Origin of the sequence: Erythrobacter donghaensis, from assembly GCF_002155425.1 — a bacterium.
GTDB lineage: Bacteria > Pseudomonadota > Alphaproteobacteria > Sphingomonadales > Sphingomonadaceae > Erythrobacter > Erythrobacter donghaensis.
In genome coordinates this window covers 113876-134925 of sequence record NZ_MUYG01000008.1, presented here as the reverse complement: position 1 = coordinate 134925, position 21050 = coordinate 113876, and the positions used below count along the sequence as shown (strand labels likewise).

The following is a 21050-nucleotide window of genomic DNA, read 5'->3' as shown; positions in this document are numbered from 1 at the left end:
CGCACTAGCACAAGGGCAAGGACCTGACAGAATCATGACGGATTTCCCAGCCTGGCTTGCACCCCATGTGCCCGCGCCCGCCCGCCATCCCGGCCTCGCGATTGCGACGCTGGGTTCGGCGCAGACGATCGCGCGCGGCGGCTTTGCGCTGACCAGCCCCGCGTTCCGCGCGGGCGAAGAGCTCGACGCGAGCTTCACCGCTGACGAGGAAGACGCCGTCGCCCCGCCGCTGGAGTGGAGCGCGCCGCCGCCCGGCTCGGCCGAGCTGGTGCTGGTGGTCGAAGAGGTTTCGGACAGCGGCAAGGATCCCGCCACGCAATGGCTGGTCTGGGGCCTCGCCGGGCAGCGCGGCAAGCTGCTCGAAGGCGAAACCCCGCCGCGCACCGGCAAGAACAAGGCCGGCAATTCCGAATGGCTGCTGCCTGCGCCTGCCGAGGGCGAGACGCGCCACTACCTGTTTCAACTGTTCGCGACCGACCTGCCGCTGGTGCTGATGCCCGGCGCAGGGCGAGCGGAACTGCTTGCATCATTGCAAGGGACGATTACGGCCTGCGCAGTTCTCCACGCCACCTATACTGGCGGCGGGGAGGATGAAGATGCGGGCTGGGATGATGATTTGTGATCAACCTGCCACAGACATAAGGGAGTAGACGATGGCTGGCACGACCAATGCACTTCAGAAACCGGTTACGCTTTCGGGCGAGCTCGAAGCCGTGATCGGCAAGGGCCCGATGACCCGCGCTCAGGTGACCTCGAAGGTGTGGGAATACATCAAGGCGAACGATCTTCAGGACAAGACCGACAAGCGTCAGATCAATCCCGACGCCAAGCTCGGCGCGGTGATCGGCAAGGACCAGATCTCGATGTTCAAGATGACCGCTGCGGTCTCGAAGCACCTCAAGTAAGTCCTGCGGCCCGCCGCCACTGGCGGGCTTGCCTGGTAATATCAGCGGCGCGCGATCCGATAGGGTCCGCGCCGCTTTTGCATGGGCGCGCCTCTCCACGAGAGGCGAAGCGCGCCCTGATCGACCAGCGCATCGGTCGCGGCGTGAATCGCTGCCATCTCGGCGCGCCAATCCCCCTGCGGTCCGGCCAGAAGGCGCGCGGCCTCGCTCGGGCAGATGGTCGCATTCGCGGCGCGCTCGGCAAGCACGGCGAGGATCGCGTCTTCGGGTGTCATGCAGGCTTGCGGCGCAGCGGCAGGCATTCGCCAACCCATAGCGCCAGCCAGATGATCACTGGCTGCGCGAACATGCGGGGCAAGTGATAGCCCATGCCCAGACCTCCATCCGCGCGCGCCATGTCGATCATCATGTGGTTGATATTGGCGGGCCAGACGCACAGCGCATAGGCGGCAAGGCCCCACCCGGCGGCCTGTCGCAAGGGTTTGGAGAAGGGCTGGGCCAGCCCGATGGCGCCGAGGATCTCCGCCACGCCCGTCCACAGCACCACCGCGTGCGGCAAAGGCACCCATGCGGGCATGATGGTCAGGAACGGCTCCGGCGACACGAGGTGGATCACCCCGGCGACGAAGTAGAACACCGCCAGCAGCCAGCGCAGCACGGCGCGGATCATGCGGGGGCTCCGTTGCCCGGCTCCCACCGCGGGGCCGCCAGACGGAAGCCCGCGAAGTCGAACCCCGGCACCACCACGCAGGACACGAGGCTGTAGCCATGCACCGGCGCTCCATAAGGCCGCGCCGCCTGCCATTCGCGAGGGCCGACGAGGCCCTGCAACTGCTGGCCTGCCACGATATCGCTGCCGAGGATCACGCTGCGCGCCGGGCCCGCGTCGCTGGCCGCGAGGCGCAATTCAATCGGATCGCCCGCCTGCCACAGCCACAGCTCGGCAGCATCGACCGTGTGCCAGTGCGAGGCCTCGCCAGCGCGCAGCAGGAAGATGATCGCGGTGCCGCTCGCCCGGCCATTCGGCCCCGCGTCACCGCGCCACGTCTCGCGATACCACCCGCCTTCGGGGTGAGCGGCGAGGCCCAATTGTTCGATCAGGATTTGCGCGCTATCGCTCATGTTCGGCCCCTTGTCCTGTGACGCTGGTGCCGCCTTACCGGGAGTGCCTGAGACCATGCAAGCCGCCGCCCCCTCGATCGCCGTCATCGCTGCCGCGTTGCTCGCCGCTGCGCCGCTCGCCGCGCAGACCGTCAGCCAGGAACAGGCCGAAGCCACCGCTCGCGCCGCGCTCGAAGCTGCGCCGGTGTTCGACGGGCACAACGACACGCCCGGCCAACTGCGCTCGCGCTATGCCAATCAGATCAACGATCTTGACTTTGTAAGCACGCTGGACGGCGCCGATCCGGAGGGCACGGGCAGACCGATGCACACCGACCTCAACCGGCTGAAGGAAGGCAAGGTCGGCGCGCAGTTCTGGTCGGTCTATGTCCCGCACAATGACGACGAGCCCGCCGCCGTGCAGCAGACGATCGAGCAGATCGACGTCACCAAGCGGCTGATCGCGCGCTATCCGGGCGCGCTGCGCTACGCCGAAACCGCCGACGCGGTCGAGAATGCGATGCGCGAGGGGCGGATCGCGTCCTTGCTGGGGATGGAGGGCGGCTATTCGATCGGATCGAGCCTTGCCGTGCTGCGCCAGTTCCACGCGATGGGCGCGCGCTACATGACGCTGACCCACAACAGCAACACCCCCTGGGCGGACGCGGCGACCGACAATCCCAAGCACAATGGCCTCACCGATTTCGGCAAGGACGTGGTGCGCGAGATGAACCGGATCGGGATGCTGGTCGATCTCAGCCATGTCAGCGAAAAGGTGATGCATGATGCGCTCGACGTGGCGAAGGTGCCGGTGATCTTCAGCCATTCGGGCGCGCGCGGAGTGACGGATCATCCGCGCAACGTGCCCGATTCGGTGCTCGCGCGCCTGCCCGAGAATGGCGGTGTGGTGATGGTGGTCGCCCTGCCGCGCTTCATCAACGAGGAGCTGCGCCAGTGGGACGCGCGCCGCGCGGGCGAGATCGCGCGGCTGAAGGTCGTCCACCTCGGAAATCCCGCAGCTGCGGCTGCCGCGCTGGAAAAGTGGCTCGCCGCCAATCCCGAGCCCAAGAGCCCGATCGGCGATGTCGCCGACCATATCGACCATATCCGCAAGGTCGCGGGGATCGAGCATATCGGCATCGGCGCCGATTACGACGGGATGCCGAGCGGGCCGGTGGGGATGGAGGATGTCAGCGGCTATCCGCGGCTGTTCGTAGAACTCGCGCGGCGCGGCTATTCACAGGCCGAACTTGAGATGATCGCGAGCCGCAACATCCTACGCGTCATGCGTGCAGCGGAAGCCTATTCCGCCAGCGTCGCAGGCGAGCCGCCGATCGAAACGCTGATCAGCAAGCCCGCCCCCGCCGAGTGATCAATGCGCCGCGCGCGCGAGGGCCGGGATGATCCAGACAAGGCTCATCGCGATCACCGCAAAGCCGAGGCTGAAGCCCAGCACATAACGCAGGCCGGTGTTGCTCACCGCACCGCGTGCGGCTTCATCGCTGATGTTGTGGGGCGTGCTCTGTTCGCTCATGACTGCTCTCCCTCGACTGATTGACGCTAGGGAAACACATTCCGTAGCGTCAATCAATCCGCGAGTGCAGACATCGTTCCTGCGAAGGGTGCGGGGGCCGGATCAGTCGGCTGCTTCGAGCTCGCTGCCGAGCTTCAGAATCTCGTCGCCGTCTTCCTGCTTGATCAGGTAGGCGGGATTGTCGGCATCGCCGTTACGGGTGACTTCGGAGCCCTTGAGCGTGCGCGTCACCTCACGCTCGAACCGTTCCTTGATCTGGCCCTTGGCGGTGCCTTGGCCCCATGACCAGGTGACGTATTGGCCGGTGCGAAAACTGTTCGACATCGGGTCTTTCCGATTACTGTTCGGCCGGATCGGCCATGCCGTCGATCGAGGACTGGCTGGCGTCGCCCTGCTGCTCGGCAACCGCCGCGTCGCGCGCGCTGGCCGTGCCCTGACTCTCGACATCGTTCTGCGACAGCGCACCGGTGACCCAGATCAGCGTCAGCGCGACGATCGCCAGCGAAACGCTGATCGCCAGCACCCAACGCACGTGACCCGTGGTGGAGCCAGCCTTCGCGTCGGTTTCATCGATGCGGGTCTGGGTTTGGGGTTCGGACATCATGTTCTCCTGCATGTTCAATACAGGAGACTAAGCCCTCAGGGCTGCGAATGTTCCGAACCCGCGCCCCTCTCAGTCGCGCAGAAGCTCGTTGATTCCGGTCTTGGAGCGGGTCTGGGCATCGACCGTCTTGACGATCACCGCGCAGTAGAGCGAGGGGCCGGGCGAGCCGTCGGGCAGGGGCTTGCCGGGCATCGAGCCGGGCACGACCACCGCATAGGGCGGCACTGCGCCCATGTGCACTTCGCCGGTCGCGCGGTCGACGATCTTGGTCGATGCGCCGAGATAGACACCCATCGAAAGCACCGCACCTTCGCCCACGCGCACGCCTTCGGCGACTTCCGCGCGGGCGCCGATGAAGGCATTGTCGCCGATGATGACCGGTTCGGCCTGCAGCGGTTCGAGCACACCGCCGATCCCCGCGCCGCCCGAAATGTGGACGTTCGCCCCGATCTGCGCGCAGGAGCCGACCGTCGCCCAGGTGTCGATCATGGTGTTCTCGCCGACATAGGCACCGATGTTGACGAAGCTCGGCATCAGCACGACGCCCTTGGAGATATGCGCCCCGCGCCGCACCACCGCGCCGGGCACGACGCGGAAACCGGCTTCGCCAAAGCGGTTCTCGCCCCAGCCGGCAAACTTCAGCGGCACCTTGTCGTAGGCGCATTCGCCCGCCGCGCCATATTCCATTACCCGGTTTTCGTTGAGGCGGAAGCTGAGCAGCACCGCCTTCTTGAGCCACTGGTTGACCTGCCAGCCGCCGTTCCCGTCAGGCTCGGCCACGCGCGCTTTGCCGCTGTCCAGCAGGGCGAGCGCATCATTGACCGCATTGCGCACATCGCTGCCGGGGGTGATCTCGGCGCGGTTTTCCCAGGCCTCTTCAATGGCGGCGATCAGGTCATCACTCATGCGGGTTCTCCGGCGGACTATATGCGTCCCGCGCGCCTAGCCGCGCCCGGGAAGCTCGGCAAGCGGAACCCGGCGGCCCCTCAGGGCTAAGGGGTGGATGGATCGCCTATTTTGGCATTCCGGCAGCCAGTGCGAACTGGTAGGCGCGCTCCGCCAGCGGGCGTACCCTTTCGCTCATCGACTGGGCGTGGGCGCTGGAGGCGGTGCCGTCGATCACCCGCTTCTTGATCCCCTGCATGATCCCGGCAAGGCGGAACAGGTTATAGGCGAAATACCAGTCCATCGGCGGGACCGGATAGCCGGTGCGCGCGACATAGCGTTCCACCGCTTCCTCGACCGTCGGAATGCCCAGCGCCTCAAGATCCAGCCCCAGCAGCCCCGCGCGGCCATCGGCGGGCTGAAACCAGTTGAGCATGAGGTAGCTGAAATCGGCAATCGGATCGCCCAGCGTCGAAAGCTCCCAGTCGAGCACCGCGATGACGCGCGGTTCTTCCTTGTGGAAGATCACGTTGTCGAGCCGGTAGTCGCCGTGGACCACGCTCGAGCCATGCTGCGGCGGAATCGTCTGCGGCAGCCATGCGATCAGCGCTTCCATCTCCGGCATGTGCTCGGTTTCGGAGAGCTTGTACTGCTTGGTCCAGCGCGCGATCTGGCGGGCGCAGTAATCGGTGGGCTTGCCGTAGTCGCCCATGCCGATAGCGTCGGGCTGGTTGAGATGCAGGTCGGCCATGGTGTCGATCAGCGCGTGATAGTGCGCGCGGCGCTCATCCGGGGTTAGGCCGGGGAGGGCACCGTTCCACAAGCTCCGCCCATCGGCCATGCTCATCACGAAGAATTTCGACCCGATCACCTCGGGGTCTTCGCAGAGGCCGTAGGTACGCGGCACCGGGAAGCCGGTCGGGAAGAGCCCGGTCATCGCCGCATATTCGCGGTCGACCGCATGGGCGGATGGCAGCAGCTTGCCGAAGGGCTGGCGGCGCAGCACGTAAGAGGCCCCCGGCGTGTCGATCCGGTAGGTCGGGTTCGACTGGCCGCCCTTGAACTTGGTGTAGCTGATCGGCCCTTCGAAGCCTTCGACATTCGCCTCGAACCAGCGGGTGAGGGCGGCGAGGTCGAGCGCGTCCTTCTCGGTCACTGCGACCGTGCCGACCATTTCCTTGTCGAAATCGATGTCCATCAGTCGAATACCACAACCGTGCGCGCGGAGGTTCCCTTGCGCATCGTCTCGAAACCCTCGTTCACCCGCTCGAGTGGGATGCGCTCGGCAATGATCGTGTCGAGATCGAGCAGGCCGCGCAGGTAGAAATCGACCAGACGCGGCAGATCGACCGGGAAGTGGTTCATCCCCATGATCGCGCCCATCAGCTTCTTGCCGCCGAGCAGGTCCATCGCGCCGAGCCCGACCTTGCAATCGAGCGGCATCATGCCGAGGATCACCGCCGTCCCGCCGCGCCGCAGCGATGCGACCGCGAGATCGGCGGAAGCCTGACGGCCCACCGCCTCGATCCCCCAATGCACCCCGCCGGCGGACAGCGCGATGATCTGCTTGGCGGCATCCTCGGCCAGCGCATCGACGGTGTGGGTCGCGCCCAGCACCTTGGCGAGCTCGCGCTTTTCGGGGAGCGGATCGGCGGCGATGATCTTGCCCGCGCCCGCGATTTTCGCAGCGTTGATCGCGGCAAGGCCAACCCCGCCGCAGCCGACCACCAGCACGGTTTCGCCCGGCGTCACCTTGCAGGCGTTGAAGATCGTCCCCGCGCCGGTCGTCACCGCGCAGCCGAGCAGCGCGGCGCGGTCGAACGGCATGTCCTTGTCGATCGCGACGCAGGCGTGCTCGTGGATCAGCATCTGCTCCGACAGGGCCGAAAGGTTGAGCATCTGCGCGACCGGCGCAGAACCATCCGCAAAGGTGATGCGCGGCGCCTCACCCTTGGTGCGGCGGGTGTCCGCGCCGAGGCACAGCGCCATGCGGCCCGTCACGCAGAACTCGCAATGTCCGCAGAAGGCCGAGAGGCAGGAGACGACGTGATCGCCCGGCTTCACCGTCTTCACCTCGCTGCCCACCGCGCGCACGATCCCCGCTGCCTCGTGCCCCGGAATCGCGGGCAGGGCGTGGGGATAGTGCCCGTCGATGAAGTGCAGATCGGAGTGACACAGCCCGCAGGCCTTGGTGTCGATCAGGACTTCATGCGGGCCGGGTTCGGCATAGGTGACCTCCTTGATGGAGAGGCCCTGGCCGGGTTGTTCAAGGATGGCGGCTTTTGCCATTACTTCCACTCTCCGTTCGCCCTGAGCCTGTCGAAGGGCTGTTCTTCTTCATGTCCGTTGCTCGAAGAAAAAGCGGTGCTTCGACAGGCTCAGCACGAACGGTTCTCTGTATTACCGCGCCACGCCCATGTCGCCCGAGCTGAAGCTCGATCCGTCATTGGCAGCGCGCCCGTGATCGCCGCGCAGGGCGTTGGCCGTCGGCCCCGGAACCGGCGCGTGCTTGGCGAACTCCATGTGCGCGATCGAGCGGGCGTGGACTTCGTCCGGCCCGTCGGCGAGCCGCAGTGTGCGCTGGTGGGCATAGGCATTGGCGAGACCGTAATCGTCCGAAACGCCGCCGCCGCCGTGGGCCTGGATCGCATCGTCGATGATCTTGAGCGCCATGTTGGGCGCCTGCACCTTGATCATCGCGATTTCCTGCTTGGCCGCTTTGTTGCCGACCTTGTCCATCATATCGGCTGCCTTGAGGCACAGCAGGCGCGTCATGTCGATGTCGATGCGGGCGCGCGCGACGCGTTCTTCCCAAACCGAGTGCTTGTAGACCGGCTTGCCGAAGGCTTCGCGCTCCTGCAGGCGGCGGCACATCTTGGCGAGCGCCTCTTCGGCGACGCCGATGGTGCGCATGCAATGGTGGATACGGCCCGGCCCGAGGCGGCCCTGCGCGATCTCGAACCCGCGCCCTTCGCCCAGCAGGATGTTCTCGGCGGGGACGCGCACGTCGACCATCTCGACTTCCATATGGCCGTGCGGCGCGTCGTCATAGCCGAACACCGGCAGGTGGCGGATGATGTTCACGCCGGGCGTGTCGATCGGCATCAGGATCTGCGATTGCTGCGCGTGGCGCTGCGCATCGGGATTGGTCTTGCCCATCACGATCGCGATCTTGCAGCGCGGATCGCCGAGGCCCGAAGACCACCACTTGCGCCCGTTGATGACGTAGTGATCGCCGTCCCGCTCGATCCGGGTCTCGATATTGGTCGCGTCCGAGGAGGCGGTGTAGGGCTCGGTCATCAGGAAGGCCGAACGGATCTCGCCGTTCATCAGCGGGCGCAGCCACTCTTCCTTCTGCTCGCGCGTGCCGTAGCGGTGGAACACTTCCATGTTGCCGGTGTCGGGCGCGGAGCAGTTGAACACTTCCGACGCCCAGCCGATGCGGCCCATTTCCTCGGCGCACAGGGCATATTCGAGGTTGGTGAGGCCCGGGCCGTCGAATTCGAAGGTGTCGTCCACGTGGTGGTGGCTGTCGTTGCGCGGCGGCATGAACAGGTTCCAGATGCCCGCTTCCTTGGCGAGCTTTTTCTTGTCCTCGATGATCTGGATCACCTTCCAGCGGTCACCCTCGGCGTCCTGCGCCTTGTAGGTGCCCATGTTGGGGCGGATGTGCGTTTCGATGAAATCGCGCACGCGGCCCGCCCAATAGGCCTGCCGTTCGGTGGGTTCGAAATCCATGGGGGGTTCCTCTCTCGTCCTTATTCGCAACCAAATCTCTTTGGCGACTCTCTGGGTGACCGTGGCAGAGCATGGCCTATGCGCCAAGCTCTCATTTCTGCGGCACGGGCGCTCCTGCGGGGGCTCTTTCGCGGGCGATGCGCGCGGCGAGGCGGGCTTCGTGATCGGCCTGGCTGATCGGGAAACGGGCGAGCCAGAAGGCCGCCGTCAGCGCCAGCACCCCCGAGACCAGCAGGTAGGCGAGCGCAAGGTTCGTCACCACTTGCGGCGCCACCGCATCCTGCGCCGTGCCCGGTGCGAGGCCGATCACCTCGACGATCAGGCTGGTGAGCAGAATGCCGCCGCCGGTCGCCGATTTCTGGATCAGCCAGTTACCGGCATAAAAGGTCCCCTCGGCGCGCTTGCCGGTGCGCTCCTCGAAGGCCTCGACAATCTCGGCAACCATCGAAGTAGCCGAGATGATCGCCACCACTCCGGCGGTGTTGGCGGTGACCATGAAGCCCATGAACAGGACGGTCGACAGCACCGTTCCGGTTTGCGGCCATAGCCCGATCAGCAGCAGCACATAGGGAATGCCCGCCAGCACCAGCGCCCCCACCGCACCGCCCGCACCGCTCAGCGGCTTGCCGAAGCGGCGATGCAGCGGGCCGACGATCATGAACATCGCTACCACCGACAGGCCCAGCGCGGCGGGGTAGATCTTGAAAGCAGTCTCGCTGAATTGCCAGACATAGCGGATCACGTAGAGCGTGATCGATAGCGTCACGCCCTGACTGATATAGGCCGCCAACGCGCCGAAAGCGAAGATCATGAAGGCACGCTCGCGGAAGGCGTCGAAGATGTCGGCAAAGGCGAGCCTCAGCGAAAAAGGCGGCGGCGCGCTGTCGGGCAATCGCGCAACATAGGGATGCTGCCCAGCCGCCGATCCAGTCACCGACACCAGCATCACCACTGCGCCGACCATCCCGAAGACCGCATAGCCATCGGGCTGCAATTGCGATTCCGGGGTCGGCAGGAAGACAGTGAAAGCCAGCACCGACATGGTCAGCCCGCCGACCCAGCCCGACAGGAAGCGGTAGCGGAACAGCGTGGTGCGCTCGACATAATCGCCGGTGATCTCGGGCACGAGGCTGATCGAGGGCACCTCGCAGGCGGACAGAAGCAGGCGTACACCGACGGCCAGCGCCACGATCTCCCAGAAGGTCGGCACCCCGGTGAAGGGCGGGCTCCACAGCAGCGCCCACATCAGCGCCAGCGGGATCGGGGCAAGGTAAAGCCACGGCAGGCGGCGGCCCCAGCGGGTATAGGTGCGATCCGACAAGTGCCCGATCAGCGGATCGGCCAGCGCATCAATGATCAGCGCCGTCGCCAGCGCCGCGCCGACGATCCCGGCATCCACGCCCAGCACCAGATTGTAGAATGGTAGCAGGAAGAACGAAAAGCCGCCGTCCTTCACCCCGAAGGCGACCGCGCCGAAGCCGTGCATCAGCTTGAGCCGCCACGGAAGCGGCCCTGTCATCATGCTCATGCGTGGCTGTTCCCTCGATCAGGCAAACCGCCGAATCCGGCCAATTTCTCTCTCCTGCATTGGGTTGCGAACCTAGACTGATTGCACATTGCGTCAATCGCACGCCGCGCGCATTGCAGCTGACGCTACGGCACGCGTGCCCGCACGAAGACCGCTTGCAGGGCTTGCGAAAACGACGCTAACGTAAGCGTCAAGTGAGAGACGAGAGAGGAGAGTCGGTCATGGCCGATCTGGAAGCATTCCGCACCGAAACCCGCAGCTGGCTGGAGGCGAACTGCCCGCCCGAAATGCGCGAGCCGGTGCGCGGCGAGGACGACATCTACTGGGGCGGCCGCCGCGCCACCTTCAAGAACGATGCACAGAAGGCGTGGCTCGAAGCCTGCGTTGCCAAGGGCTACACCGTGCCGATGTGGCCCAAGGAATACGGCGGCGCGGGGCTCTCGCCTGCCGAGGCCAAGGTGCTGCGCGAGGAAATGGGCCGCATCAATGCCCGCCCGCCGCTCAGCAGCTTCGGCATCTGGATGCTCGGCCCGGCGCTGCTGCATTTCGGCACCGAAGGCCAGAAGCAGCGCTTCCTCAACGAAATCGCGCGCGGGGAAATCCGCTGGTGTCAGGGCTATTCGGAGCCCGGTTCGGGCTCGGACCTTGTCAGCTTGCAGACCTTCGGCGAGGACAAGGGCGATCACTGGGTGGTGAATGGCCAGAAAATCTGGACCTCCTACGCCGATCAGGCCGACTGGATCTTCTGCCTCGTCCGCACCGACAAGACGGACAAGTATCAGGGCATCACATTCATGCTGTTCGACATGGCGAGCGAAGGCGTCACCACCAAGCCGATCAAGCTGATCTCTGGCTCCTCGCCCTTCTGCGAGACCTTCTTCGACAATGTCGCCGTGCCCAAGTCCTACGGCGATGATTGCCCCGCCTATGTCGGCACGATCAACCGCGGCTGGGACGTCGCCAAGTATCTGCTCGGCCACGAGCGCGAGATGATCTCGGGCGCGGATGGCGGCGAGCGCGCGGCGGCGATCGGTGCGGCGATGAAGCGCCATGCGGCCAAGACCGGCGACGATATCGACCCGGTGCTGCGTGCGGAACTCGCGATGTTCGATGTCGATGCGATGGCCTATGCCGCGATGGGCGAGAAGTTCCTCGACGAGATCAAGGTCGGCAAGGCGCACCCCGCGCAGCCGAATATGATGAAATATGCCGGGACCGAGCTCAACAAGCGCCGTCACGAGCTGGTGATGGCAGTCGGCGGCAGCCGCGCGCTCGAATGGGAGAGCGAGGCGACCGAGAACGGCAAGCCCTCCAAGGCATGGCTGCGCACCAAGGCCAACTCGATCGAGGGCGGAACGAGCGAAGTGATGCTCAACGTCATCGCCAAACGCATCCTCGATCTGCCGGGGGCGTAAGCCACACACACGCACAACTGCCGTCATCCCCGCGAAGGCGGGGATCCATCCTGCCTAGCGGGCCCAGATGGACCCCTGCCTTCGCAGGGGTGACGGATGAGGAGGAGGGAAAACCAATGCCCCTGTATCACAACGAAGATCAGGCGATGCTCGCCGACACCGCGCGCGGCTTCATCGCCGAGGAAGGCAATATCGCCAAGCAGCTGCGCCACTGGCGCGACCGCAATTGCAAGGACGGCTTTGGCCACGGCCTGTGGAAGCAGATGGCCGAAATGGGCTTCACCGGGATGCTGGTGGAAGAGGCCGACGGCGGGCTCGGCATGGGTCATGTCGAGGCCGGGATCGTGCTCGAGGAAATCGGCCGCAACCTCACGCCTTCGCCGTTTCTGACCTCCTCGGTGCTGGCCGCGACCGCGCTGAAGCACGGCTCGGACGATTTGAGGGGCCGCTATCTGCCGGGGCTGATCGCGGGCGATTCCGTGGCCGCGGTCGCGATCGACGAGACCGCCAAGCACCGGCCCGAGCGCATCACCACCCGTGCCGAGAAGTCGGGCAACGGCTTCAAGCTTTCGGGCGCCAAGAGCTTCGTCATTCAGGGCGCGAGCGCCGACATGATCGTGGTCGCGGCGCGCACTTCGGGGTCCGATGAAGACGCGGACGGGATCACCCTCTTCGCCGTCCCCAAGGATGCTAGCGGCATGAGCCATGACGCAGTGCGCCTCGTCGATTCCTCGATGGCGACCCACACGAAGTTCGATGGGGTCGAGCTCGACGGCGACACCGTGATCGGCGAGGTCGACGGCGGACGTGCCGTGCTCGATGCGATGCTACTGGCGGGCCGGGTCGGCGCGGCGGCGGAAGGCGTGGGCGTCGCGCGCGGGGCGATGGACATGACGGTCGATTACCTCAAGCAGAGGAAGCAGTTCGGCAAGCTGATCGGCGAGTTTCAGGCGCTCCAACACCGTGCCAGCCACCTCTATTCCGAAGTCGAGATCGCCCGCGCGGTGACCATCAAGGCGCAGCAGCTGCTCGATGCGGGCAGCGTCAACGCCGAATTGATGGCGAGCGTCGCCAAGGCCAAGGTCGCCAAGACCGCGCGCCTCGCGGTGCAGGAAGGCGTGCAGATGCACGGCGGCATCGGCATGACCGACGAGTACGACATCGGCCTCTACATGAAGCGCGACCGCGCGCTGGCCGAGTTCCTCGGCGACGCATACTATCACGCCAACCGCGTGGCCGAATTGAGCGGGTATTGATTGATACCCCGCCCCGGGCTTGACCCGGGGCCCCGCTATTTGCCCGCGGCGGGAAAGAAGTGAGCGGGGTCCCGGATCAAGTCCGGGATGGGGATGGAGATTTAAAACATGGACATTCAATCACTTTTCAGCCTCGAAGGCCGCGTTGCCCTCGTCACCGGCGGCAGCCGGGGGATCGGCAAGATGTTCGTCGAGGGTCTGCTCGCGGCGGGCTGCGCCAAGGTCTATATCTCGGCGCGGAAGGTCGAGCAGATGCAGGCGACCATCGACGAATTTGGCGCGGACCGCGTGATCGGCATCCCCGCCGACCTCAGCCAGATGGATGGCATGGTGGCGCTCGCCAACGAGTTGAAGGCGCGTGAAAGCCATCTCGACATCCTTATCAACAATGCCGGCGCGGCGTGGGGCCAGCCCTATCTCGAATTCTCCGAGGCGGGCTGGCACCGGACGATGGACCTGAACGTCAAGACGCCGTTCTTCCTCACCCAGAAGCTGCACGAACTGCTGGTCGCGGGCGGCAAGCAGGGGCATCCGGCCAAGGTGATCCACGTCTCCTCGATCGACGGGCAGCGGATCAACCCGTGGGAAACCTATGCCTATCAGGCCTCCAAGGCGGCGGTGATCCAGCTGACGCGGCGCATGGCCGCGCGGCTGATTCAGGACAATATCATCGTCACCTCAATCGCGCCCGGTGCCTTCCCGAGCGAGATGAACAAGGCCGCCAAGGACGCGCCCGACGCCAGCGCGAGCGGAATCCCCGCCAAGCGCATCGGCACGCCTGAGGACATGGCCGCCGCCGCGATCTACCTGTGCAGCCGCGCGGGCGATTATGTGGTGGGCGAGACGCTGACGGTCGACGGCGGCGTGGTCAACGCGCTGCTCCCCAATCACTTCGCCGATCCCAGCGGCGGCGGGCACTGAGCCGAGCGCCGCTAACGTGACGAAAAAGGCCCACACCCCCGGATCGCCGGGGATGTGGGCCAAGTAGCGGCAGGCATAGCACCCCCCGCTTGGGTCGCCTCGTCAAACTCTTGCTGTCTTGAGCCCCCCTTGCGGGCCCCCCAGCCGTGTTGAGACCCTTTTGCCCACGACCTGCGGCGCGGTCTGTGATGTTCATCACGCTAGCGCGCCCTTTCGCATGTTTTTCTCTCCGCAAGCCCCGGTTGCCCCGCGCGCGGCGAGGCCATATCGTCGCGGCGGGGGGAATCATGGACACGCTCGACGACCTTATCGGCAGGCTCGCACCCGACACGCTGCTGCGTGCGCTCGCGCCCGATCAGCTGGAAATCCTGCTGCGCAAGGCCACGCGCCGCGATCTGCGTGCGGGCGAGACGATCATCGCGCAAGGCGACGAAACCGGCGATTTCGCGGTGGTGGTGCTGACCGGCGGGCTCAAGATCAGCATGGTCAGCGCCGGGGGGCGCGAGATCATCCTCAACTATTGCGGCCCGGGCGAGCTGGTGGGCGAGATCGCGATGCTCGACAGCGGTCCGCGCACCGCCACGGTGACCGCTGCGGTGCCATCGAGCGTCCTGATCCTCCCCTCGCGCACGTTCCTTGACGCGGCAACCGCCAGCCCGGCATCGGTCGAAGGCGTGATGCGCGAACTGGCGCGGCGGGTGCGGCAGCTCAATCTGGTGATCGAGAGCGACCGCACCTTCTCGATGGCCCCGCGCCTCGCCCGCGCGCTGGTGCGGCTGGTCGATCCCGACAGCGCAGACGGCCGCCTGCGCTACCACCCGAGCCAGAGCGATCTGGGCGCCTTCGCCGGGCTCGCGCGCGAGAATGTCAGCCGGCTATTGTCGGAATGGGAGGCGCAGGGGATCGTCGCCCGCAAAGGCCGCGCGCTGCTGGTGCGCGATCACGCCTATCTGCAAACCCTCGCGGAATTCGGCGACGAGGCGTAATATCACGCCGCGCCGGCACATTTGCGGCGCGGCATGATTGTTGGACGCACGCAGGCCCGAATCCACGGAGGCAGACATGGCCACGATCCCGACGCCCAATCCCGACACCATCCAGCCCGATGTGGCCCCGGTCGAAACGCCGCCGCCCTCCGAGCCGACCCCGGCAGAACCTTCGCCGCCCGAAACCGAACCGACGCCGCCCGACATCGACGAGCCCGGACGCGGGCCCGACGAATTGCCGCCCGAATAGAGTGCTCTAGATCATCAACCCGCGCACGAATGGGATCAGTCCCGTCTGGCGAGCGCGCTTCATGCGCTCCGCCTCGAGGATGGCACGCACTTTAACGAGGCAATCGTCCACGTTGTCGTTGATCACGACATAATCATAGCCGTCCCAGTGACTGATTTCCGCCTTGGCTCGGGCGAGTTTCGTGGTCTCGTAGTCTTCAAGAGCGCCTTCTGGGAGGCTCTGACTGATTTCCGTTCGCGCCTTTGCGAGGCGTGTCGCAATCACTTCATCGCTATCCGTCCCGCGCCCCCGAAGCCGCTTTTCAAGTTCACTGATACTCGGTGGAAGGAGAAAAACCCGGACTACGTCCTGCTGATCCTTCTGATAAAGCTGTTGGGTGCCTTGCCAGTCAATGTCGAACAGAAAATCCTGCCCATCCTTGAGGGCTGCACGGATTGTGCCCTTGGGCGTTCCGTAGCGAAAGCCGAAAACGTGCGCCCATTCGTAGAAGTCATCATCTTCGATCATCTTATCGAACTCGGCGTCGCTGACGAAGTGATAATGCACCCCGTTCACCTCGCCGGGCCTTGGCGGACGGGTGGTAGCTGAAATAGACAGCCTGATTGCCGAATCCACTTCAAGCAATTTACGCGAGATCGTGGTCTTGCCTCCGCCCGAGGGCGAGGACAGGATGAACATCAGGCCCCGGCGGTGGAGCCGGTCTTCGGAATGGTGAGAGGAATCGCCCATAGGCCCCGTTGCCCCAACACGGGGGCGCAAATCAAGGGCGGGTCAGGATTCGCTGTCGGCGGGGGGCTTGCGAGTGGCCTTGCGCTCACGCCGCTTGGTCTCGAGCCGCTTGCCGCGATCGTAGAACACCTTGGCCGCCAGCCCGCCAGCCACCACGGCCAGACCGATGGGCGAGCGGGTGGCAATCCGGCTTGCGCCCCACAGGGCGATGCTAGTGGCGACCGATCGCCCATCAATCAGCTTTTCCGCCTCGGCCTTGTCATAGCTTTTGATCAGCAGGCCCTTTTCCATGCGATTGCGCAGCATGCCGCTTGCCGCGCGCAGCACGATGTTGGCGATGACAAGATTGGTGCCCGCGACCGGGCTTGGGAGAGGCAGGCCGCCGGGGCCGGTGGGGTCGGAGCGCTTGTCTGAACCGGGTTGCCGGCCTGACGCATCTGCCGCGCCAGCCTTGTTCTTGCCCCGTCGCCCCCGCCCGATCCGCGCCATGGCCGCTATTTCTTGCGGCCGAAATCGACGCTGACGACATTGGAACCGTCAGGATCGGTGTCCGGCCCGTCATTCTCGGCGTCTTCATGCGCCTCGGGCTCCAGCTCTTCGACTGCGGCCTGGAATTGCAGGCCGAAATCGACCGCCGGATCGACGAAGGCGGTGATCGCGCCGAAGGGGATGGTGAGCTTGGCCGGCACCTGATTGAAGGTCAGGCTGACCGAGAAGCTGTGCGGCAGCACTTCAAGATCCCAGAACTTGTTCTGGAGCACGATGGTCATCTCGTCCGGGAAGCGTTCGCGCAGGTGCGGCGGGATCGACACGCCGGGGGCGGCGGTCTTGAAGGTGATATAGAAATGATGCGCGCCCGGCAGCGTGCCGCCGCCGCTGACGATCGAACCCAGCACCCGGCCGACCACGGCACGCAGGGCTTCCTGCACGATCTCGTCGTAGGGGATCAGGCTATCGGGGGTGTCAGGGTTCATGATGATTGAGGTGGTGGCGCGCGGCGGGCGCTTGGTCAAGCCCCTTGGCGCTTGGCAAGTGGGGTTTGGCTGGGCTTTCCAGCCTCATCCGTCCTGTGCCGTGCGGGGGGCGCTTGTCATGCGCGCGCGGCGGACTATAGCGCGAAGCCATGGCCAGCACCCCCGCCCAAACCCCTCGGCGCACCGGCTCTGTCGAGCGCAACACGACCGAGACGAAAATCGCGATTCACGTCGATCTCGACGGCACCGGCGCTTATGACGTCAGCACCGGCATCGGCTTTCTCGATCACATGGTCGAACAGTTCAGCCGCCATTCGCTGATCGACGTGACGATGAAGGTCGAGGGCGACCTCCATGTCGACCAGCACCACACCACCGAGGATTCGGCGATCGCATTGGGACAGGCGATTGCGCAGGCGCTGGGCGACAAGGCGGGGATCGGGCGATATGGCGCGGCGTACTCGCCTATGGACGAGACGCTGAGCCGCGTGGCGCTCGACATTTCGGGGCGGCCCTTCCTCGTTTGGAAGGCGAAGTTCACGCAGGAAAAGCTGGGCGAATGGGACACCGAGCTGATCGAGCACTGGTTCCATTCCGTCAGCCAGAGCGCCGGGATCACGCTCCACATGGAGCTGCTCTACGGGAGCAACAATCACCATATCTGCGAGAGCCTCTACAAGGGCTTCGCCCGCGCGATGCGGCAGGCAGTGGAACGCGACCCGCGCAAGGGCGGTGCGATCCCGAGCACCAAGGGGCAGCTCGGTGGCTGAGGTTGTGGCCCTCGTCGATTACGGGGCCGGAAATCTGCATTCGGTTCACAATGCGCTGAAGGCGGCGGGAGCGCAGGTCACCGTTACGGCCGATCCCTATGTGGTGCGCGCCGCCGACCGGATTGTGCTGCCCGGTGTCGGCAGCTTCAGGGCCTGTGCCGAGGGCCTCAACGCCATCCCCCATATGGTTGAAGCCATGACCGAGCGCGTCCACGTGGGTGGTGCGCCGTTTCTCGGCATCTGCGTGGGTATGCAGTTGCTGGCCGACCGCGGCCTCGAACACGGCACCACCCCCGGCCTTGGCTGGATCCCGGGCGAGGTGCGGCTGATCGAGCCCTCCGACCCGGCGATCAAGGTGCCGCACATGGGCTGGAACGACGTCGCCCTGCTTCCCCATGCGAAAGATCATCCGGTGATTGAGGAGGGGGAGGCCTATTTCCTCCACTCCTATCACTTCGCCGCGACCGATCCGCACCATGTCGCAGCGATGACCGATCACGGCGAGGGGCTGGTGGCGGCGGTCGCTCGCGACAACATCATCGGCGTGCAGTTTCACCCGGAAAAGAGCCAGGCTTACGGGCTGGCGACGCTCCGGCGCTTTCTGGAGTGGTTCCCTTGATCATCTTCCCTGCCATCGACCTCAAAGGCGGTCAGGTCGTCCGCCTCGCTGAAGGCGACATGGAGCGCGCCACGATCTACGGCGACGATCCCGCCGCGCAGGCGCTGATCTTCGCCGAGGCCGGCGCGGAGCACCTCCATGTGGTCGACCTCGACGGCAGCTTCGCGGGCGAAAGCCGCAACCGGGCGGCGGTGGAAGCCATCGTCGAGGCCTTTCCCGGCTATGTGCAACTGGGCGGCGGCATCCGCGATGCGGCCGCGGTCGAGGGCTGGTTCAACCTCGGCGTCGCACGGGTTGTGATGGGCTCGGCAGCGCTCAAGAACCCCGAGTTCGTCAAGGAGATGGCCCGCGAGTGGGAGAACGGCATCGTCGTCGCGGTCGACGCGAAGGACGGGATGGTCGCGACCGAGGGCTGGGCCGAAGTCTCCGACGTGCCGGTCACCGATCTCGCCCGCCGCTTCGAGGATGCAGGCGTCGCTTCGCTGCTGTTCACCGACATCGGGCGTGACGGCTTGCTCAAGGGCGTCAACATCGAGGCCACGGTGGACCTCGCCCGCCGCGTCGATATCCCGGTGATCGCCAGCGGCGGCGTGAAGGGGCTGGACGACATCCACATCCTGTCGATCAACGCGCACGAGGGGATCGAGGGGGTCATCACCGGGCGCGCGCTCTATGAAGGACGGCTCGATCTGGCGGCGGCGATTGCGATGGGCGCGCGGACGTGACATGCGCCTGATGGGCTTCCTCTTCCTGTGCCTCACCTTCCTTGCGGGGGTGACGGTCGGCACGGTCGAGATTGCGCTCATCAACATCATCGTCTTCATGGCTTTGGCGCTGGCGGCGGAGCATTTCCTCGCCCCGCGCTATGGCAACAATGGGCTGGTCTATGGCATGGCGGGGGCGTTTTTCCTCAGCTGCCTGTGGCCCGCCGCCTTTCACGCCGCGCAAGACGACAAGACGTGCAGCGGCGAGGAATGCCCGCGCAAGGAGCCGCAAGTGACCGTAATCCTGAGCCCCGCCCGATGAGTGTGCGCATCCGTGTCATCCCCTGCCTCGACGTGGCCGATGGCCGCGTGGTCAAGGGCGTCAATTTCGTCGACCTGAAGGACGCGGGCGATCCGGTCGAGCAGGCGCGCGCCTATGATGCGGCGGGTGCAGACGAGCTGTGCTTTCTCGACATCTCCGCCAGCCATGAAGGGCGCGGGACGCTGCTCGACATGGTGCGGCGCACGGCGGAGGTGTGCTTCATGCCGCTGACCGTCGGCGGCGGGGTGCGCTCCGCCGAGGATGCGCGCGCGCTGTTGCTGGCGGGGGCGGACAAGGTCGCGGTGAACTCCGCCGCCGTCGCACGGCCCGAACTGGTGGGCGAGATCGCCGAGCGCTTCGGCAGCCAGTGCGTCGTCGCCAGCGTCGATGCGCGCCGCACGCCGCGCGGCAATTGGGAGATCTTCACCCATGGCGGGCGCAAGCCCACGGGGATTGGTGCGGTCGAATATGCGCTGAAAGTCGCCGGGCTGGGCGCGGGCGAGTTGCTCGTCACCTCGATGGACGGGGACGGGACGCAGAAGGGCTACGACCTCGCACTCACCCGTGAAATCGCCGACGCTGTCAGCGTGCCGGTGATCGCGAGCGGCGGGGTGGGGAGCCTCGACCACTTGGTTGAAGGCGTGACCAAGGGCCACGCCAGCGCGGTGCTCGCCGCGAGCATCTTCCACTTCGGCCACCACACCATCGCCGAAGCCCACGTGGCGCTGCGGGCGGCAGGACTTCCGGCGCGGGGCGTTTAGAAGTTACGCGGCTGCGCCGCGGGTGTTTCACGCAGAGGCGCAGAGAAGAAAGGGGAGGCGCAGAGGTGTAGCGCCCTGCCGCGTCGGCGGCCTTCATGGAGTTCACACGAAGACACGAAGAGGGCAGTGCGCGATGCGGCCCGGTGCGACATCTTCGTGTCTTCGTGTGATAATGAAAGCGGCTTTGCTGTGGGCGGAACCTCTCTGCGCCTCTGCTTCCCCTGCGCCTCTGCGTGAAACCCTTTTCGTTCCCGGAATGCCGATAAGGGGGGGCTTTAAGTCCCCGCGCCGCCAATCTATGGACAGCCAATGGACACCCTCACCCGCCTCGAAGCCACGATAGCCCAGCGCCTGACCGCCTCGCCTGACGAAAGCTACGTCGCGAAGCTCCATGCCAAGGGCCTCGCCAAGATCGCCCAGAAGCTCGGTGAGGAGGCGACCGAAACGGTGATCGCCGCGCTCACCGGTGATGAGGCCGAACTGGTGGGTGAGGCCGCCGATCTCCTCTTCCACCTGCTGGTGCTGCTTGCCGAGAAGGGCGTGCCGCTCTCCGCCGTTCTCGCCGAACTCGACCGGCGCGAGGGCCTGTCCGGCCTCGCCGAGAAAGCCGCACGGAGCCAAGACTGATGCCGATCGACCCGACCCAGCCCTATGACGATGCCAACATCTTCGCCAAGATCCTGCGCGGCGAAATCCCCTCGAAAACAGTCTACGAGGATGACTGGGCCTTCGCTTTCGAGGACATCAACCCGCAGGCCGAGGTGCACACGCTGGTGATCCCCAAGGGCCGCTATGTCAGCTGGGACGATTTCAGCGCCAAGGCCTCCGACGCCGAAATCGCCGGTTTCGTGCGCGCGGTGGGTAAGGTGGCGCGGATGAAAGGTCTCGTCGAGCCCGGCTACCGCCTGCTCGCCAATATCGGCGCGCATGGCGGGCAGGAAGTGCCGCACCTGCACGTCCATATCTTCGGCGGAGAGCCATTGGGCCCGATGATCGCGCGGCGCTAAGCGGCGACGGGATGACTGCCACACCGGTTGAATGTGAAAAT

29 protein-coding genes are annotated in these 21050 nt (G+C 65.6%); 15 read left to right on the top strand and 14 right to left on the bottom strand.

The features are described 5' to 3' along the window. The first annotated feature begins 34 nt into the window (after positions 1–34). The gene (locus BZF59_RS05180) at positions 35–622 is read left to right on the top strand and encodes a YbhB/YbcL family Raf kinase inhibitor-like protein (protein WP_086607189.1); all 588 of its coding nucleotides are present in this window, start codon (positions 35–37) and stop codon (positions 620–622) included. A gap of 31 nt (positions 623–653) precedes the next feature. Beyond that, entirely contained in the window at positions 654–905 is a 252-nt protein-coding gene (locus tag BZF59_RS05175) for an SWIB/MDM2 domain-containing protein (protein WP_086607188.1), read from the top strand. 41 nt (positions 906–946) lie between these two features. On the opposite strand, the gene BZF59_RS05170 is transcribed toward BZF59_RS05175, so the two are convergent. From BZF59_RS05170 to BZF59_RS05160, 3 genes are read right to left on the bottom strand one after another with little or no spacing between them, the layout of a single operon-like run. Beyond that, a complete protein-coding gene (locus BZF59_RS05170) occupies positions 947–1180 on the bottom strand; it encodes a DUF3253 domain-containing protein (protein ID WP_086607187.1) in 234 nt (77 codons plus the stop codon). After that, a complete protein-coding gene (locus BZF59_RS05165) occupies positions 1177–1575 on the bottom strand; it encodes a DoxX family protein (protein ID WP_086607186.1) in 399 nt (132 codons plus the stop codon). The genes BZF59_RS05170 and BZF59_RS05165 overlap by 4 nt, the downstream gene beginning before the upstream one ends. Beyond that, complete coding sequence (locus BZF59_RS05160; RefSeq protein ID WP_086607185.1) at positions 1572–2027, bottom strand: cupin domain-containing protein; 456 nt, start codon at positions 2025–2027, stop codon at positions 1572–1574. Before BZF59_RS05160 ends, BZF59_RS05165 begins: the two co-directional genes overlap by 4 nt. A gap of 55 nt (positions 2028–2082) precedes the next feature. Between BZF59_RS05160 and BZF59_RS05155 the strand changes: the two genes are divergently transcribed. Beyond that, positions 2083–3378 (top strand): dipeptidase, encoded by a 1296-nt coding sequence (locus BZF59_RS05155; RefSeq protein WP_086607184.1) that lies wholly within the window; start codon positions 2083–2085, stop codon positions 3376–3378. Here the strand turns inward: BZF59_RS05155 and BZF59_RS16200 are convergent, their stop codons facing one another. From BZF59_RS16200 to BZF59_RS05120, 8 genes are all read right to left on the bottom strand, one after another. Further along, a complete protein-coding gene (locus tag BZF59_RS16200) occupies positions 3379–3540 on the bottom strand; it encodes a hypothetical protein (protein ID WP_158094276.1) in 162 nt (53 codons plus the stop codon). Positions 3541–3642: 102 nt separating this feature from the next. Next, positions 3643–3864 (bottom strand): hypervirulence associated TUDOR domain-containing protein, encoded by a 222-nt coding sequence (locus BZF59_RS05150; protein ID WP_086607183.1) that lies wholly within the window; start codon positions 3862–3864, stop codon positions 3643–3645. A gap of 13 nt (positions 3865–3877) precedes the next feature. Beyond that, positions 3878–4141 (bottom strand): hypothetical protein, encoded by a 264-nt coding sequence (locus tag BZF59_RS05145; protein WP_211277353.1) that lies wholly within the window; start codon positions 4139–4141, stop codon positions 3878–3880. 72 nt (positions 4142–4213) lie between these two features. Next, positions 4214–5050 (bottom strand): 2,3,4,5-tetrahydropyridine-2,6-dicarboxylate N-succinyltransferase, encoded by an 837-nt coding sequence (dapD, locus tag BZF59_RS05140; protein ID WP_086607182.1) that lies wholly within the window; start codon positions 5048–5050, stop codon positions 4214–4216. Between the two features lie 106 nt (positions 5051–5156). Further along, positions 5157–6227 (bottom strand): phosphotransferase family protein, encoded by a 1071-nt coding sequence (locus BZF59_RS05135; RefSeq protein WP_086607181.1) that lies wholly within the window; start codon positions 6225–6227, stop codon positions 5157–5159. Continuing rightward, positions 6227–7318: a Zn-dependent alcohol dehydrogenase gene (locus BZF59_RS05130; protein ID WP_086607180.1), complete on the bottom strand. Its 1092-nt coding sequence runs from the start codon at positions 7316–7318 to the stop codon at positions 6227–6229. Before BZF59_RS05130 ends, BZF59_RS05135 begins: the two co-directional genes overlap by 1 nt. A 111-nt stretch (positions 7319–7429) precedes the next feature. Beyond that, positions 7430–8767, bottom strand: a complete 1338-nt coding sequence (locus BZF59_RS05125; protein ID WP_086607179.1) for an acyl-CoA dehydrogenase family protein — start codon at positions 8765–8767, stop codon at positions 7430–7432. A 91-nt stretch (positions 8768–8858) separates the two neighbouring features. Beyond that, positions 8859–10295: an MFS transporter gene (locus BZF59_RS05120; protein WP_086607178.1), complete on the bottom strand. Its 1437-nt coding sequence runs from the start codon at positions 10293–10295 to the stop codon at positions 8859–8861. A 221-nt stretch (positions 10296–10516) separates the two neighbouring features. Between BZF59_RS05120 and BZF59_RS05115 the strand changes: the two genes are divergently transcribed. From BZF59_RS05115 to BZF59_RS16295, 5 genes are all read left to right on the top strand, one after another. Further along, positions 10517–11710, top strand: a complete 1194-nt coding sequence (locus BZF59_RS05115) for an acyl-CoA dehydrogenase family protein (protein WP_086607177.1) — start codon at positions 10517–10519, stop codon at positions 11708–11710. Positions 11711–11826: 116 nt separating this feature from the next. After that, a complete protein-coding gene (locus BZF59_RS05110) occupies positions 11827–12966 on the top strand; it encodes an acyl-CoA dehydrogenase family protein (RefSeq protein ID WP_086607176.1) in 1140 nt (379 codons plus the stop codon). A gap of 108 nt (positions 12967–13074) precedes the next feature. Continuing rightward, positions 13075–13887 (top strand): SDR family oxidoreductase, encoded by an 813-nt coding sequence (locus tag BZF59_RS05105; RefSeq protein WP_086607175.1) that lies wholly within the window; start codon positions 13075–13077, stop codon positions 13885–13887. Positions 13888–14174: 287 nt separating this feature from the next. Then, positions 14175–14873: a Crp/Fnr family transcriptional regulator gene (locus BZF59_RS05100; protein WP_086607174.1), complete on the top strand. Its 699-nt coding sequence runs from the start codon at positions 14175–14177 to the stop codon at positions 14871–14873. 76 nt (positions 14874–14949) lie between these two features. Further along, positions 14950–15123 (top strand): hypothetical protein, encoded by a 174-nt coding sequence (locus tag BZF59_RS16295; RefSeq protein ID WP_169712049.1) that lies wholly within the window; start codon positions 14950–14952, stop codon positions 15121–15123. 6 nt (positions 15124–15129) lie between these two features. Here the strand turns inward: BZF59_RS16295 and gmk are convergent, their stop codons facing one another. The 3 genes from gmk to BZF59_RS05085 form a co-directional block, all read right to left on the bottom strand. Beyond that, positions 15130–15852, bottom strand: coding sequence for a guanylate kinase (gene gmk / locus BZF59_RS05095; protein WP_086607173.1), 723 nt, complete (start codon positions 15850–15852; stop codon positions 15130–15132). A 42-nt stretch (positions 15853–15894) separates the two neighbouring features. After that, positions 15895–16158, bottom strand: coding sequence for a hypothetical protein (locus BZF59_RS16000; protein ID WP_143738097.1), 264 nt, complete (start codon positions 16156–16158; stop codon positions 15895–15897). 188 nt (positions 16159–16346) lie between these two features. Next, positions 16347–16826: an SspB family protein gene (locus tag BZF59_RS05085; RefSeq protein ID WP_086607382.1), complete on the bottom strand. Its 480-nt coding sequence runs from the start codon at positions 16824–16826 to the stop codon at positions 16347–16349. 149 nt (positions 16827–16975) lie between these two features. Here BZF59_RS05085 and hisB point away from each other — a divergent pair, with 149 nt between their 5' ends. The 7 genes from hisB to BZF59_RS05050 all read left to right on the top strand — a co-directional run bounded on the left by hisB (position 16976) and on the right by BZF59_RS05050 (position 21009). Then, a complete protein-coding gene (hisB, locus tag BZF59_RS05080) occupies positions 16976–17596 on the top strand; it encodes an imidazoleglycerol-phosphate dehydratase HisB (RefSeq protein WP_086607171.1) in 621 nt (206 codons plus the stop codon). After that, the gene (gene hisH / locus BZF59_RS05075) at positions 17589–18215 is read left to right on the top strand and encodes an imidazole glycerol phosphate synthase subunit HisH (protein WP_086607170.1); all 627 of its coding nucleotides are present in this window, start codon (positions 17589–17591) and stop codon (positions 18213–18215) included. Before hisB ends, hisH begins: the two co-directional genes overlap by 8 nt. Beyond that, entirely contained in the window at positions 18212–18940 is a 729-nt protein-coding gene (hisA, locus tag BZF59_RS05070; RefSeq protein WP_086607169.1) for a 1-(5-phosphoribosyl)-5-[(5-phosphoribosylamino)methylideneamino]imidazole-4-carboxamide isomerase, read from the top strand. Before hisH ends, hisA begins: the two co-directional genes overlap by 4 nt. Position 18941: 1 nt before the next feature. Then, positions 18942–19241, top strand: coding sequence for a hypothetical protein (locus BZF59_RS05065; RefSeq protein ID WP_086607168.1), 300 nt, complete (start codon positions 18942–18944; stop codon positions 19239–19241). Continuing rightward, a complete protein-coding gene (hisF, locus tag BZF59_RS05060) occupies positions 19238–20002 on the top strand; it encodes an imidazole glycerol phosphate synthase subunit HisF (RefSeq protein WP_086607167.1) in 765 nt (254 codons plus the stop codon). The genes BZF59_RS05065 and hisF overlap by 4 nt, the downstream gene beginning before the upstream one ends. Before the next feature lie 309 nt (positions 20003–20311). Further along, on the top strand, positions 20312–20629 hold the full coding sequence (locus tag BZF59_RS05055) for a phosphoribosyl-ATP diphosphatase (protein ID WP_086607166.1): 318 nt from the start codon (positions 20312–20314) through the stop codon (positions 20627–20629). Beyond that, positions 20629–21009, top strand: a complete 381-nt coding sequence (locus BZF59_RS05050) for a histidine triad nucleotide-binding protein (protein WP_086607165.1) — start codon at positions 20629–20631, stop codon at positions 21007–21009. Before BZF59_RS05055 ends, BZF59_RS05050 begins: the two co-directional genes overlap by 1 nt. Positions 21010–21050 lie beyond the last annotated feature (41 nt).

Coding starts and splice junctions, on each gene's coding strand:
- BZF59_RS05085 (WP_086607382.1), bottom strand. CDS start 16,826: ATGAACCCTGACACCCCCGATAGCCTGATCCCCTACGACGAGATCGTG.
- BZF59_RS05105 (WP_086607175.1), top strand. CDS start 13,075: ATGGACATTCAATCACTTTTCAGCCTCGAAGGCCGCGTTGCCCTCGTC.
- BZF59_RS05150 (WP_086607183.1), bottom strand. CDS start 3,864: ATGTCGAACAGTTTTCGCACCGGCCAATACGTCACCTGGTCATGGGGC.
- BZF59_RS05100 (WP_086607174.1), top strand. CDS start 14,175: ATGGACACGCTCGACGACCTTATCGGCAGGCTCGCACCCGACACGCTG.
- BZF59_RS16200 (WP_158094276.1), bottom strand. CDS start 3,540: ATGAGCGAACAGAGCACGCCCCACAACATCAGCGATGAAGCCGCACGC.
- BZF59_RS05130 (WP_086607180.1), bottom strand. CDS start 7,318: ATGGCAAAAGCCGCCATCCTTGAACAACCCGGCCAGGGCCTCTCCATC.
- hisF (WP_086607167.1), top strand. CDS start 19,238: ATGAGTGTGCGCATCCGTGTCATCCCCTGCCTCGACGTGGCCGATGGC.
- BZF59_RS05050 (WP_086607165.1), top strand. CDS start 20,629: ATGCCGATCGACCCGACCCAGCCCTATGACGATGCCAACATCTTCGCC.
- hisB (WP_086607171.1), top strand. CDS start 16,976: ATGGCCAGCACCCCCGCCCAAACCCCTCGGCGCACCGGCTCTGTCGAG.
- BZF59_RS16295 (WP_169712049.1), top strand. CDS start 14,950: ATGGCCACGATCCCGACGCCCAATCCCGACACCATCCAGCCCGATGTG.
- BZF59_RS05125 (WP_086607179.1), bottom strand. CDS start 8,767: ATGGATTTCGAACCCACCGAACGGCAGGCCTATTGGGCGGGCCGCGTG.
- BZF59_RS05055 (WP_086607166.1), top strand. CDS start 20,312: ATGGACACCCTCACCCGCCTCGAAGCCACGATAGCCCAGCGCCTGACC.
- BZF59_RS05155 (WP_086607184.1), top strand. CDS start 2,083: ATGCAAGCCGCCGCCCCCTCGATCGCCGTCATCGCTGCCGCGTTGCTC.
- BZF59_RS16000 (WP_143738097.1), bottom strand. CDS start 16,158: ATGCTGCGCAATCGCATGGAAAAGGGCCTGCTGATCAAAAGCTATGAC.
- BZF59_RS05170 (WP_086607187.1), bottom strand. CDS start 1,180: ATGACACCCGAAGACGCGATCCTCGCCGTGCTTGCCGAGCGCGCCGCG.
- BZF59_RS05120 (WP_086607178.1), bottom strand. CDS start 10,295: ATGAGCATGATGACAGGGCCGCTTCCGTGGCGGCTCAAGCTGATGCAC.
- BZF59_RS05115 (WP_086607177.1), top strand. CDS start 10,517: ATGGCCGATCTGGAAGCATTCCGCACCGAAACCCGCAGCTGGCTGGAG.
- BZF59_RS05175 (WP_086607188.1), top strand. CDS start 654: ATGGCTGGCACGACCAATGCACTTCAGAAACCGGTTACGCTTTCGGGC.
- BZF59_RS05065 (WP_086607168.1), top strand. CDS start 18,942: ATGCGCCTGATGGGCTTCCTCTTCCTGTGCCTCACCTTCCTTGCGGGG.
- BZF59_RS05135 (WP_086607181.1), bottom strand. CDS start 6,227: ATGGACATCGATTTCGACAAGGAAATGGTCGGCACGGTCGCAGTGACC.
- BZF59_RS05110 (WP_086607176.1), top strand. CDS start 11,827: ATGCCCCTGTATCACAACGAAGATCAGGCGATGCTCGCCGACACCGCG.
- BZF59_RS05180 (WP_086607189.1), top strand. CDS start 35: ATGACGGATTTCCCAGCCTGGCTTGCACCCCATGTGCCCGCGCCCGCC.
- BZF59_RS05160 (WP_086607185.1), bottom strand. CDS start 2,027: ATGAGCGATAGCGCGCAAATCCTGATCGAACAATTGGGCCTCGCCGCT.
- BZF59_RS05145 (WP_211277353.1), bottom strand. CDS start 4,141: ATGTCCGAACCCCAAACCCAGACCCGCATCGATGAAACCGACGCGAAG.
- BZF59_RS05165 (WP_086607186.1), bottom strand. CDS start 1,575: ATGATCCGCGCCGTGCTGCGCTGGCTGCTGGCGGTGTTCTACTTCGTC.
- dapD (WP_086607182.1), bottom strand. CDS start 5,050: ATGAGTGATGACCTGATCGCCGCCATTGAAGAGGCCTGGGAAAACCGC.
- gmk (WP_086607173.1), bottom strand. CDS start 15,852: ATGGGCGATTCCTCTCACCATTCCGAAGACCGGCTCCACCGCCGGGGC.